Origin of the sequence: Marinomonas sp. KMM3893 (genome assembly GCF_004352855.1) — a bacterium.
Taxonomy (GTDB): domain Bacteria; phylum Pseudomonadota; class Gammaproteobacteria; order Pseudomonadales; family Marinomonadaceae; genus Marinomonas; species Marinomonas arenicola.
In genome coordinates this window covers 64,870-77,644 of the sequence record NZ_SJSC01000006.1, presented here as the reverse complement: position 1 = coordinate 77,644, position 12,775 = coordinate 64,870, and the positions used below count along the sequence as shown (strand labels likewise).

At 45.3% G+C, this 12,775-nt stretch carries 12 protein-coding genes; 4 read left to right on the top strand and 8 right to left on the bottom strand.

Features of this window, described 5'->3' with window-relative positions:
• Positions 1 to 86: 86 nt before the first annotated feature.
• The 3 genes from E0D71_RS14085 to yciH all read right to left on the bottom strand — a co-directional run bounded on the left by E0D71_RS14085 (position 87) and on the right by yciH (position 2,060).
• Positions 87 to 488: an acyl-CoA thioesterase gene (locus E0D71_RS14085; RefSeq protein WP_133003960.1), complete on the bottom strand. Its 402-nt coding sequence runs from the start codon at positions 486 to 488 to the stop codon at positions 87 to 89.
• 17 nt (positions 489 to 505) lie between these two features.
• On the bottom strand, positions 506 to 1,513 hold the full coding sequence (locus tag E0D71_RS14080; protein ID WP_133003959.1) for a diguanylate cyclase: 1,008 nt from the start codon (positions 1,511 to 1,513) through the stop codon (positions 506 to 508).
• A gap of 196 nt (positions 1,514 to 1,709) precedes the next feature.
• Positions 1,710 to 2,060 (bottom strand): stress response translation initiation inhibitor YciH, encoded by a 351-nt coding sequence (gene yciH, locus E0D71_RS14075; protein WP_133003958.1) that lies wholly within the window; start codon positions 2,058 to 2,060, stop codon positions 1,710 to 1,712.
• A gap of 133 nt (positions 2,061 to 2,193) precedes the next feature.
• Here yciH and E0D71_RS14070 point away from each other — a divergent pair, with 133 nt between their 5' ends.
• Complete coding sequence (locus E0D71_RS14070) at positions 2,194 to 2,718, top strand: GNAT family N-acetyltransferase (RefSeq protein WP_133003957.1); 525 nt, start codon at positions 2,194 to 2,196, stop codon at positions 2,716 to 2,718.
• A 28-nt stretch (positions 2,719 to 2,746) separates the two neighbouring features.
• On the opposite strand, the gene E0D71_RS14065 is transcribed toward E0D71_RS14070, so the two are convergent.
• The 3 genes from E0D71_RS14065 to E0D71_RS14055 are packed head-to-tail and all read right to left on the bottom strand — an operon-like array spanning position 2,747 to position 5,036.
• On the bottom strand, positions 2,747 to 3,475 hold the full coding sequence (locus E0D71_RS14065; RefSeq protein ID WP_133003956.1) for a pseudouridine synthase: 729 nt from the start codon (positions 3,473 to 3,475) through the stop codon (positions 2,747 to 2,749).
• Positions 3,472 to 4,410, bottom strand: coding sequence for a D-2-hydroxyacid dehydrogenase (locus E0D71_RS14060; protein WP_133003955.1), 939 nt, complete (start codon positions 4,408 to 4,410; stop codon positions 3,472 to 3,474). The genes E0D71_RS14065 and E0D71_RS14060 overlap by 4 nt, the downstream gene beginning before the upstream one ends.
• Positions 4,407 to 5,036 carry an arylesterase gene (locus tag E0D71_RS14055; RefSeq protein ID WP_133003954.1) on the bottom strand — a complete coding sequence of 210 codons (630 nt, stop codon included), beginning with the start codon at positions 5,034 to 5,036 and terminating at the stop codon, positions 4,407 to 4,409. The genes E0D71_RS14060 and E0D71_RS14055 overlap by 4 nt, the downstream gene beginning before the upstream one ends.
• Before the next feature lie 28 nt (positions 5,037 to 5,064).
• On the opposite strand from E0D71_RS14055, the gene E0D71_RS14050 reads away from it, so the two are divergent.
• The 3 genes from E0D71_RS14050 to E0D71_RS14040 are packed head-to-tail and all read left to right on the top strand — an operon-like array spanning position 5,065 to position 10,625.
• Positions 5,065 to 5,748 (top strand): ABC transporter ATP-binding protein, encoded by a 684-nt coding sequence (locus E0D71_RS14050; protein WP_133003953.1) that lies wholly within the window; start codon positions 5,065 to 5,067, stop codon positions 5,746 to 5,748.
• Positions 5,745 to 8,204: an FtsX-like permease family protein gene (locus E0D71_RS14045; RefSeq protein WP_133003952.1), complete on the top strand. Its 2,460-nt coding sequence runs from the start codon at positions 5,745 to 5,747 to the stop codon at positions 8,202 to 8,204. Before E0D71_RS14050 ends, E0D71_RS14045 begins: the two co-directional genes overlap by 4 nt.
• 45 nt (positions 8,205 to 8,249) lie before the next feature.
• Positions 8,250 to 10,625 carry a DNA polymerase II gene (locus tag E0D71_RS14040; protein WP_133003951.1) on the top strand — a complete coding sequence of 792 codons (2,376 nt, stop codon included), beginning with the start codon at positions 8,250 to 8,252 and terminating at the stop codon, positions 10,623 to 10,625.
• A 120-nt stretch (positions 10,626 to 10,745) separates the two neighbouring features.
• On the opposite strand, the gene E0D71_RS14035 is transcribed toward E0D71_RS14040, so the two are convergent.
• Together E0D71_RS14035 and E0D71_RS14030 are read right to left on the bottom strand one after the other, a co-directional pair.
• The gene (locus tag E0D71_RS14035; protein ID WP_133003950.1) at positions 10,746 to 11,516 is read right to left on the bottom strand and encodes a TatD family hydrolase; all 771 of its coding nucleotides are present in this window, start codon (positions 11,514 to 11,516) and stop codon (positions 10,746 to 10,748) included.
• A complete protein-coding gene (locus E0D71_RS14030; RefSeq protein WP_133003949.1) occupies positions 11,516 to 12,706 on the bottom strand; it encodes an HDOD domain-containing protein in 1,191 nt (396 codons plus the stop codon). Before E0D71_RS14030 ends, E0D71_RS14035 begins: the two co-directional genes overlap by 1 nt.
• Positions 12,707 to 12,775 lie beyond the last annotated feature (69 nt).

Here is a 12,775-nt window from a genome sequence, read left to right as displayed (position 1 = left end):
GGAGAGAGGAGAAATCACGCCCATTCTATAAAAGAAGTATGGGCGAGATTCAAATGGACAAGGGCAATGACCATTAGATAGAAGCGTTATAGGAGTACGTTGGCTTCTTCAAAGACGATTGGTTTGCCATTTTCAGTAATGGAGGCGATGGTCATTTTGGCGGACAAGTATTTGTTACCTTCAGAGTCCAAAATAACTTGATGAAAAACAAATTTGAAGCGAGAAGTTCTTTCTACAAAGGTTTCTACAACAAACTCATCACCGCTTTTTAGAGAGCGTTTGTAATCGAGCTCCGCCTTCATTAAGACAAGGTGAATGCCGCTTTTTGTGATTTGTGCAAAATCCAATCCCTTGGATTTGATAAAAGAGTGACGAGCATGTTCTAAATAATTCTGATAGACGGAGTTATTCACAATGCCTTGTAAATCACATTCATAATCTCTCACGCTAAAAGCAATAGAATGGGGAGCGGTGAGGTTGGTAGACATAAATTTTCCTAAGTATTTTATCGGTCAGATGTACAGTTTTTACCTGATTGCTTTGCCCGCAACAGGTTTTTACGCGCTCTTTCTAAAAACTCTTCCGGCCCTTCTTGGCCCAGTAGAGTCGCAATGCCAACGGATACAGTGACTTGTGGCATGTGAATTTTACTTTGTTTATAACGGATTTTTTGCTCAGAAATTTGTTGCCTAAGCAGCTCAGCGAAACGGTGGGTAAAATCCAAGGTCGCTTCATTAAGGAGTATGCCAAAGGTGCCACCTTCAAACCTGGACATAACGCTTTTCTCTAACGCTAAGGTCTTCATCAGATCTGCGATATAACGGATCAATGCGGTGCCGGCACGCTTTCCAAACTGCTGATTAATGGACGCCAAATTATCAATGTCCAACAAGATAATACTGATGTCGTCTTCGGCGTCTGGAAGCCACTGATACAAGGTGCGTTCAAAGCCTTTTTGATTGCCTAATTGAGTAAGCTCATCGACATCGTTTTGCTTTTTAATGTCGTCTAACTCTGCTTTTAGTTTGGCGAGTTCGGCGTGCACTTGTTCAAGGGATTGATTAAAGTGATTGGCTTTTTGACTGGCAACCAAGGCGCCTTTTTCAAGGTAATTGATCACGCTATCAATGTGTTCTTCTTTGTCGGCGCGCTTTAGGATTTTTCGACTTTTCGCTAACACGGTATTTAGCTCATCAAGCCCTTTACTCATGTCTTTAGAGGAAGAGGCGGCGCTATCAACAATGGATTTTAGCTTTTTTTTCTGGCCATTCCCCTGTTGGAATTCATCTGGCAGCAGAAATTCATGGAATAACTCACGGGATAAGAAACTAGGTAAGTGTCCCAGCTTTCGTAAGGTACCGTCCATAATTTGATTGAGCTTTTGGTTTCTATTAGAAACATACTCATACCATATTCCATAGTTATATGGTGTCGGAGCTACCTCTAGCTTTAACATCATAGGGACTGCTTTTTGCATCAGCTCAGTGGCTTTTGTAGGGCTTTCGTTCTGCATTACTACCTCTATACAGAGAACAACTTACCTAAAAATCCATTCTAAAATGGTAAGAATATGAGCGCGGTACAACGCACTGTTCGCGGTTCTATTAAAAAGCTTGGATGTTATATGCTTAGGGGGAAGCAATAACAATGTAGGTAACACGCTAAGCTATCGGCGTACAAAGTGGAAGCTTTAATCGTGTTGATTTTCTTCAAGGCTGGCCGCCCGAAAATTTACTTTTTATGCCGTCTTTTTCTAACAAATCTTTTAACTTTTGTCGATGATCGCCTTGGATTTCAATGTGACCGTCTTTGACCGCTCCGCCTGTGCCACATTGAGCTTTTAGTTTTTTGCCCAATGTCTTAAGCTCGTCTGGCGTCATAGCAAGCCCTGAAATTAGGCTAACGCCTTTGCCTTTTCGGCCTTTTGTTTCAAGGGAAATTTTCACATTGCCATCGCCAATAATCGCGCTATTTTGGCATTGGCACTGATCAACAGGTTGCTCACAGTCAGGGCAGAGTCGGCCTTGATCGGTAGAGTATACGAGATTGTTTTTTTTCATTTAGGCTTCACTTAATGGGTCTTAATCTTGCTGTATTTTACCATTTATAAAAATATAGATCACACTAGAATTCAACATAAATGAAGCGAATAGCCTAAACTGAATAGATTAAGGTAACAGTGCGTGTGTCATTATGAAAAGTGATATCGATGAGCGTTTAAAAATACAACGGGCTACCGAAGCCAATATTGAGGATATCCTGTCGTTTGAGGCCCGCAACCAGCAATGGTTTGCGCAATTTTTGCCTCAAAAGGTGCTAGAAAAACAAAACAAACAGTATTTTCAAACGCAGATTTCTGACACCAGAAATACCCTTCAATATCTTATCTATCATCGACATAACAATGTCATAGGTCGATTTTGTGTGCAGCTGCTGGATCGCCGCGCTAAGTCCGTAGAAATCAGTTATCGCATTGGGCAGAGTTTTACAAAGCAGGGGATTGCCCGGTATGTTTTGCGCCGACTCTTGGTGCTCTTTTCGTGTTATGGGGTACAGACGGTTTATGCCTATGTGGGCGACGGCAATGAAGCCTCCATTCGGTTATTGCTCTCTTGCGGATTCTCGCATACCGCCACCGATACCCATTCGATAAAATTACCCACCGGCATTCAAGACAAACTAAGCTTTAAATGGGAAAACAGCGCGGTGCTTCTTTAAACGCTGTTTTTCTTAATAGAGCCTCTTTCTAAGCCACTTTATAGGCTTCCAGCTTTGCTAACACGGCGTTTAACTGATCGTCTAATGGCGCGTTAAAGGTCATGGATTTGTGCGTGTGAGGGTGGAAAAATGTCAGCGAAGAGGCGTGTAACATTAGCCTTTGTTCATCAGGCCACAGTGTTCGGACCACCTTATTAATATGGCGACAGCCATAACAAGTATCGCCCACTAATGGGTGAAACTGATGCTTAAAGTGACGTCTAATTTGGTGCTTTCGTCCTTGCTTTGGCGAGACTTCAACCCAACTTAAGCGCATGGCATCGTAACGACTCACCGGTACAGGAAGCTGATAATGCTGCACACAAACAAACTCGGTTTGTGCTTCTTTTTCAGTGCCTTCGATTTTGAACCGAGACATGCCTTTTTGTTCGTTCAGCTTCGCCAATGGGTAATCAATCACACCCTGATCAGGACAAAAGCCGCGGACTAAACAATGGTAGGTTTTCGCCGTGGCCGCATTGGCAAATTGCTCCGATAAATAGCGTGCAGTTTGTGGCGAAAAGGCCATGACCAAAACGCCAGATGTGCCTCTGTCTAATCGGTGAACCGGAAATACCCAACGACCGGTTTGATCTCTTAATCGCTGAACCACGGCATCTTCTTCGGTTTTATCCAGCTCGGTTCTGTGGACTAACAAACCTGCCGGCTTATTAACCACAACCAAGTATTCGTCTTCAAATAAGATCTCTAGGCTCATTGCGCGACTTCTGAGAATTGCTTGATTTTATCCATGCCAATATCAACGAGGGATTGCATGGCTTCGGCGCTTGCCCAAGCAACGTGAGGCGTCAGCAAGAAGTTCGGTAGTTCGGTCAGCTTTTGCAGTGGATGATCAACTGGCATTGGCTCTTGTGTGGCAACGTCAAAGCCTGCGGCGGCAATTTTGTGTGTGGTTAATGCATCAATCAAGGCGTCTTCATTGACCAAGCCACCACGGCCGGTGTTTAACAACACACAGTTGGGCTTCATCATTTTAAATTCATCATAAGACAGCATATTGGCGGTGTTGTCGGTTAATGGGCAATGTAAGGTAATCACATCAGCCAGTTTCAACGCCTGTTGAAACCCTGTGTAACCTGGGCGCACTGTGGTGGCATTTTTGTGCTCAACAAAGAGAACCTTCATGGAAAAAGCGGCGGCAATGTTTGCGACTTTTTGCCCCAAATTACCCTTACCAAATATGGCCATGGTGGTATTGGCCAAATCTTGAATAGGGTAATCCAAAAAGCAAAAATACTCGGATTTAGCCCAATGCCCTTTCTTTACATCATCAAGGTAGGAGACCAGGTTGCGGCGCAGCGCCAATAAAAGAGAGAAGGTGTGCTCAGGAACACTGATGCCGGAGTAGCCTTCCACGTTTTGCACTGCGATGGCTTTTTCTTCACAGGCGAGCTTATCAACATTGTTGGTGCCCGTGGCCATGACTTGTACTAATTTAAGGGCGCTTGTTGACTCGATGGCCGCTCTGTCGACCACCACCTTGTTGGTTAGTACTATGTCGGCGTCTTGAATTCTTTGGATTACTTGATCTGCGCGAGTGTTTTCGAATTCAACCACCTGAGTGATGCATTCTGGGTACACCAGATTGACGCTGTTAGGGAAAGAGCCACGATCTAAAAATACGGCTTTCATTGTATTTTCTCTTTGTCTAATAATGGAATGAGGTAGGGTAGAATATTCTTTAATACTTGTTTTTGACCTTCCGCTGTAGGATGTAACCCATCTTGCTGCATCAGTGTTTTATTGAGTGCAACATGTTCTAGCATAAACGGCAGATACGTAACATCATATTGATCTGCAAGTGTTTTATACAAACCAAAAAACATGTCTGTGTAGCGCTTGCCATAGTTTTGTGGAATCCGGTTACCAAGTAATAAGACCTGAGCACCGGCTTGCTGAGCTTGCTCAATCATTACGCCTAAGTTCGCACGGGTCTGGTCAAGAGGATAACCCCGTAAGGCATCGTTCGCACCAAGCTCTAAAATCACCCAATTTGGCGTGTATTCTTGCAATAATGAAGGGAATCGAGACAGCCCACCTTGACTGGTTTCGCCACTCACACTGGCGTTATTGATGGTCACATTGGGGTAAGAATGTGCAAGTGAGTTTTTTAATAAACTAACCCAACCTTCTTGTTGTCGTAAATTATGAGCGGCACTGAGACTGTCTCCCATAACCAGCAATGAAGAAGCGTGCGCTACGCCAAGAGACAATATCAAGAGAATTGAACTCAACAGAAGCCGTATTTTGAATGGCATAAGAAACCTTAAGTGAGAATACTGTTTTATGGATAAAATTACCGCACTTCAAACACACAATCTAACACACACGGTAACGTCTAAAACCGGAAATTTGACCATATTGAAAGGAATCGATATAGAAATCAAGGAGGGAGAGTCGGTTGCTATTGTTGGGGCGTCAGGCTCAGGGAAGTCTACGCTGCTTGGTTTGCTTGCGGGATTGGACCGTAATACGGCAGGAGAGATAACCCTTTACAATCATTCACTCACGTCATTAAGCGAAGAAAAACGCGCGTTGCTACGCGGTCAGTATGTGGGCTTTATTTTTCAATCTTTTCATTTGTTGCCCAGCTTAGAAGCCGTTGAAAACGTCATGCTTCCTGCAGAATTAAAAGGTGACAAGCAAGCACGTCAAAAAGCGGAATACCTTCTTGAACAAGTCGGTTTATCGCATCGATTAACCCATTACCCTCGTCAACTTTCTGGTGGCGAGCAACAAAGGGTGGCCATTGCTCGAGCGTTTGCCTCCGAGCCTAAAATCTTATTTGCTGACGAACCAACGGGCAACCTGGATGAAGAAAATGGCAAAACCATCATTCAGTTGTTGTTCGATTTGAATCGCTCTCAAGGCACAACGCTGATTATGGTGACCCATGACAATACTTTGGCGAGCATGTGTGACCGCCAGTTAATTATGTCTGCTGGGCAACTTAAGGAAGGCAATCTATGAGTTTTGCTCTGCGCTTTATTCTTAGAGAAATACGCAGCAGTGAGGTGATCACGCTCATCATAGCGCTGATTATTTCTGTGGGGACTGTGACCTCGATTAGCTTGTTTGTTGACCGCTTGCAACTCTCCTTCGAACAAGAGTCGGCCAATCTACTGGCCGCTGATCGGGTGGTGCGCTCAGATCAACCGATACGAGAGAGCTGGAAATCTCACGCCACGGAACAGGGGCTTGAACAAGCCGAGCGCACCTCGTTTGCCACTATGATTTTCGCGAATGACAAACTGCAACTGTCGCAAATCAGTGCGGTGAGTGCGAGTTACCCATTAAAAGGGCAGTTTTTAGTCGATGACGCCTTATTTGCCCAAGGCCACCCTTCTACCATAGCCCCTGCCAGTGGGGAGATCTGGCTCTCGTCTCGTTTGGCCAGTTTGTTGGCGGTAAAAATAGGGCAAATGGTCGAGGTGGGCGATGCCAAATTGCGTGTGTCTAAATACCTTGTATTGGACCCAGGCTCTAGTACTTCTGCGTTTGCTGTCTCGCCACGGGCGGTGATGAATGTGACTGATTTGGCCGCGACCCATGTCATTATTCCTGGTAGTCGAGTGCGCTATTCATTGTTGCTCGCGGGTGACCGAGACGCCTTGCAGCAATACGAAACTTGGATTGAGCCGCAACTGAAAGAGGGTCAACGTTGGCAAACACCCAAGCAGAAAGGCCAAAGCATCGGCCAAACCATAAATAAAGCCGAGTCCTTCTTATTATTGGCGGGGACCTTGGCCGTGGTGCTGTCAGGTGTGGCAATGGCCTTGGCCTCAGCACGTTTTGTAAAACGCCATTTAATGCAGGTTGCTGTGTTAAAAACGTTGGGGGCAACCCCTCGCATACTCGCAAAATTATTTTTGTTGCAGTTGTTTATCTTATTTGTGGTGGGCGCATTAGGTGGCTTGATCAGTGGTTGGTTTATTCAAGAAGGGATTTCGTCACTGCTTTTAAGCTTAATGACAACCACCTTGCCGGAACCATCCATTGGCAAGCTTTGGCTTGGGGTGGCGACGGGCTTTATCTCGTTAATTGCTTTTTGCTTGCCGCTGATGATTCGGCTGATTCAAATTTCACCGCTGTCAGTGCTGCAGCCTTCTGCACGAGTGGAAAAGAACGCCTTGGTTATCTACGTGGTGGGCTTTGTTGGACTCTATGGTCTGATGTGTTTGTACACCCAAGGCTTTATGCTGCCAAGTATTATGACGCTGGCCATTGCCGGCGTCGGTTTGGTGGTGTCGATTCTTGGCTGGGGGATGTTTAAGTTAGGTCGATGGGCGACTTCTGGCGCGACCAGTGGTTGGCAAATTGGCTTGGCTTCTTTGTATCGCCGCCTGACTCCTAATTTGTTCCAATTATTGGTGTTTACCTTAATCATTATGCTGGGGCTTATTTTAGTTGGCATAAAAACCAGCTTGGTGTCCGATTGGCAAGCACAACTGCCGGAAGACGCTCCGAATCACTATTTATTTAATGTGCAAGCGGATCAGGTTGCCGGCATCAACGACATCAGTCAGCGATTAAATCTCTCGTCATCAAGCTGGTTTCCTATGGTGCGAGGCCGAATCACGAAAGTGAACGAGGATCTGGTGGAGACACTGTACCCCGAAGGCACGCCTGAACCTGAGTTGTTTGAACGCGAAATGAATTTAACCTGGGCCGATCATGTTGGTGAGGGCAATCAAGTTGTCGCGGGGGATTTTCATGATCAAGGTATTTCATTAGAGCAAAAAACCGCCGCGGAAGCGGGCATCAAAATGGGTGATAAGCTCACGCTTAGTATTGGCGGCCTGCATTATACGTTGCCGGTGACATCCATTCGTACGGTCGATTGGGGAAGTATGCGACCTAACTTTTATGTCATTGTGCCGAAACAAACTTTAGCAAATTACCCTGCGAATTTTGTCAGCAGCTTTTTCATTAAACCGGATCAGGCGCAGGCTTTTTATCAAAATATGTCCCGTTATCCTACTGTGTCTATTTTGAATGTGGGGGACTTGCTTAAGCAAATTCAGACCATCATTGCGCAGCTTTCTCAAGCGATTCAACTGGTGCTGCTGTGTATCTTAGCGGCAGGCGCCTTGGTGTTAATCGCAAGCATTGGTTCCACCTTAGAAGAGCGCCGTGAAGAAGGCGCTTTGTTAAGAGTGCTGGGGGCAAAAGCCAGCTTGGTGAGACAAGCTTTGATCGTTGAATTCGGCTTTCTTGGTTTGTTTTCTGGCGTGATTGCCGCGCTAGGTGCGGAGGCTTCCTTGTACGGCGTGCAAACCTTTGTCTTTAAATCTGCGGTTAGCTGGCACCCGCTACTTTGGGTACTTGGCCCATTAATCGGGGTGATCTTGATAACGAGCATTGGTGTCTTCGCAAGTCGAACTGTGTTAAAAGTGCCGCCTATGCACCTGTTGCGTGATTTTTAATGGCAATTTAACAAGACAATTTACATAAGACAATTTGGTTTATCGATGTTTGTAGAAAAAAATGGCTATATCATTAGTCGCCATACCAAAGAAGTAAACGGACAGCTCGAGATGAGCTTGTTCGTGAAAACACCGGAAGGCACAGTGCAGGTATTACCTGACCGCCAATTTAGTACGTTTTTCAGTGATGCTCCGCGTCACTGTTTTCCAGACAGCCTGCGCGGTGTTCGTGTTAGTGAGCCCAGTTATCGGGCCTTTAATGATCAATATGTCACCTTGATTCAAAGTAAGAGTTTGGTGCTGCACCAGCAAATGGTCGCACTGGCTAAGAAAAATGGCTTTTCTGTGTACGAAGAAGACATTAAAGCCCATAACCGCTATCTCATGGAGCGCAACATTCGTGGCAGTGTTCGCTTTATTGGGATTCCAGACAGCAGCGGTCTGCGTTATACCAAAGCTAAGGTGATTCCCGGTGAGTGGCGTCCTGATTGGACCGTCTGGTCGCTGGACATTGAAACCTCTGTGAGCAAAAACTGCTTGCTCTCCATTGGCATCACTTCTAACCAGCAGCGCATTGCTTTTGTGGTGACAGATCAAGCGGTGAACACCGACGTTATTAAAGCCTATCAGAATGAAAAAGACCTGCTGTTGGACTTCATTCGTTACGTCAAAAAGTATTCGCCTGATATTTTTATTGGTTGGAACCTGATTGGTTTCGATCTGAACTTTATCAATCAGCGCTGTGAGCGCTTGGGTATTCGCCCTGCTTTTGGGGTGAATGGTGAAACATGGCGAATTCATTCGTCGGATAACCAAGGCAAATATTTTGCGAGCATTCCTGGGCGGGTCGCGCTGGACGGCATCACCTTACTGAAAGTGGGGGGGTATCATTTTGAATCTTACAGCCTGAACAACGTAAGCAAAGAAATTTTACAAGATCAGAAGTTGTTACAGGGTGGCGACCGTTGGCAAGAAATCGAACGCTTACACCAAGAAGATTTGCAAGGCTTTGTCGATTACAACTTGCAAGATTGCGATCTGGTGCTGAAGATTTTCGAAAAGCTCAAACTCATCGAATTACAGCAAACTCGCGTGGACTTGACCGGCATTCCTTTCGAACAGACTGGCGGTTCGGTGGCGGCGTTTGAAAACTTGTATCTGCCTAGGCTGCATAAAGCTGGATGGGTAGCGCCCGCTTGGCATGACGACGTCTTTGTTCCAAGTCCAGGGGGCTTTGTGATGTCCTCTATCCCTGGTTTGTACAAGAACGTATTAGTATTCGATTTTAAGAGTCTGTACCCCAGCATTATCCGAACCTTTTACATTGATCCGCTTGCTAGAATCACCGCAGGGCAACAAAAAAAGGCGCTGCAACACAGCGATGCTATTGAACCGCAAGAGCCTGATGACCCGACAGAGACCTTAGTGCCTGGTTACTTAGGCGCGCACTTCAATCGCAAAGAAGCCATTCTGCCAGAACTGGTGACTGAGCTTGCTCAGGCAAGGGAAAAAGCCAAGCAAGAGGGTAATGATATCCTAAGCTACGCGATCAAAATCATCATGAACTCTTTCTATGGTGTACTAGGCTCTAATGTTTGTCGTTTTTACCACGCTGAGCTTGCCAGCTCGATCACCATGCGTGGTCATGAGTTGCTAGGGCGCACTCAGCAATGGATGGAAGAACGCGGTGCAAAAGTCATCTACGGGGACACGGACTCTATTTTCATTACCCTAAATGATCAAGAAACCGACCCAAGAGTCTTGGGGCAGCGTCTTTGTGACGATATGAACGCCTTTCTGACTCAGTGGTGCCAAGAGTACGCGCATTTAGAATCTTATTTAGAGCTTGAGTTTGAAAGGGTTTACGACCGCTTCTTTATGCCAACCATTCGTGGCCAAGAAGAGGGCAGTAAAAAACGCTATGCTGGCTTGTCTGATGGTAACTTGGTCTTTAAAGGGCTAGAAGCCGCTCGTACTGACTGGACCCAATTGGCTCGAGAGTTTCAGCGTGAGCTTTTCAAGAAAATCTTTAACGATGAAAACCCCATTGATTATATTCAGGACACGGTCAATAGACTCAAGGCAGGGGAGTTTGACGAACAGCTGATTTACAGTAAGCAGTTGAGCAGACCGCTGGCGTCCTATAAGAAAAACATTCCTCCTCACGTAAGAGCGGCCGCTATGATAGACGCGAAAAGAGCGGAACTTGGACAGCCTCTTGAATACGATAAAGGGCGTAAACGAGTGAGTTATCTTTATCAGCGTCGTGGGGTTGTGCCTTATGAAAGCGCTGCTGATCTGGTGGATTTGGATTACGAACATTATATTAGTAAGCAGATAGAACCCATCGCAGACAGCATATTGACGCACTATAAATCCAGTATGGAAGCCATTTTGAGTAAGCAAATCTCGCTTATCTAATGGCCCTAAAATTGTCTATTGACTGCGTTTAGGTCAATAAAAAAGCCGTACTGTATAAATATACAGTACGGCTTTTTTGTCACTTTCTTAGACTGATGGCTTAAGGAAACAACCGAGCCATCACAGGGCAAAGAGGCGTTTTGTATTGGCCATTGTGTGCGCAACAAGCTCGTCCTGAGACAGATCTTTTAATCTAGCAACTTCTGCGGCGACCCAAGGCAAGTATTTCGGGTGATTCTTTTTCGGTCTTGGACGAATGTTTCTTGGCAGTAAGTAAGGCGCGTCGGTTTCTAGCAGCAAACGATCTAGGGGAATGTGTGGCACCGCTTGTTGCAATGACAACCCTCGTCGCTCATCACAAACCCAACCTGTTACGCCAATATGCAGACCTAATGCTAAATAGTTCTCCAGTTGCTCTATGCTGCCAGTAAAGCAATGAATAACGCCTGTTATTTGCTCTCCTCCGATCGCGCGTAACAGAGCGACCATCTCTTCATGGGCGTCACGTTCATGCAAATACAGCGGTAGATTATGCTGCAAAGACAATTCAATTTGTTCCTGAAAGGCGTAGCGTTGCTCATCTGGCGTTGAATAATTACGATTAAAGTCCAGCCCCGTTTCGCCAAGTGCGATCGGGCGGTTATGTTTTATCATCTGCGTAAGCTCATTGGCGCTGTTCGAATGCCAACTTTTTGCCTGATGCGGATGACAGCCAAAGGTTGGCCACAGGGAAGGATGTTCTAAGCACAAGGTCTGTAAAAACTGACTTTCTTCCAAGTCTGACGCAATGCAGACCATGCCTTCGACCCCAGCCTGTTTACTTTGCTCTATGGTGTCTTCTATATTTTGCAAAAAGAAGTCGTGTTGGATATTAACGCCGATGTCGATCATTATATTTGGTAAATCTCTTTGGCTGCTTTTAGGCTGTCTATGTAAACTTGGCGAAGCTGATTACTGGATAAGCTTTTCTGTGCTAATTGCTCAAAAGGAATCTTCTCCCAACAACCTGACTCATAGTTTTTAGCCACCGCTAGAATGCTGCCTAAATGCCCTTGATGATGGCTTAGCGCCACGACTAGACTTTCATCCAATGGCAGATCTTTTAAAATCTCTTCCATCGGAGAATCAAAGAAGCTAGGCAGGTAAGAAAACAAGCCAACCAAAAACGCCCCTTCTAATTTTGGGTAAATCGCTTTTGCAATGCCATCACACAAACAAGCCCGGTTCACCGCCATGGAGAACAGACAATCCGGCTTACCATCAATGCTGCTGAACATGGCTAACGTGACCCATTTGATTAGGTCCTTAATGCCAATTATCTCAATCGCCCGTTGTACGTTATGCACGTTAAACTGACGGTGATACATCACACTCTTGGTCAGCTTTAATACTCGATAGGACAAGGTGACGTCTTTTTCTATGGCCGCTGAAATATCGCGGATCGAAGAACGGCCATCTTGCAGGCGAGTGAGTAAGTCAATCAAGATCAAGCGATAACCGGGGACATTGCTGCCTCTCACAGGAACGCTCTGGGACAAAAAGTCACCACTAAACCAGCTTGCGTGAGTATGAGTGTCGATTTCACGATGTTGCTCTTGAGTTTTAATATGGCTAATCCATATCTCTTTATGGGCAAGCGCTTGATGACGGTCCACGTGCAAAACATGACTCACATCGTATTTGTTAAGGCTAAGCTCAACAAATGAAAAGTAGTCAAAAAAAGGCGTGCCAAAAAACTTAAGCGAAAAATTGGTTAAACCTAACTGATAGCCATCTAAGCGCAGTCCAGACAGACGATCGCTGTCTCTTTCTGGGACCAACTCTGCGGCGTCAAAAAACAGCACAAAGCGCAATGCGGAAGGTGGTGTAGGAAGGTGTTCTACCTCATGAATTGAAACAGTGATAAAGATCGGTTGATGCTTTATGACATCAACAATACTCAAGTCCGTAAATAATAAACTTAAGAAAGAATCCTTTTTTTCTTGCTCCATGTTGTTGAGATGAAACAAATTATTCGCTTTGACCGACAATTTACTGTCGACGACAGCTTGGCGGCTAAAAAGAAAATTGTTACTGATCATTAAATTGTCTCTGTAAGCGCAGTTTGTATAAAAATTTACTGTAACGGATAGCCGAATACAATATCATGG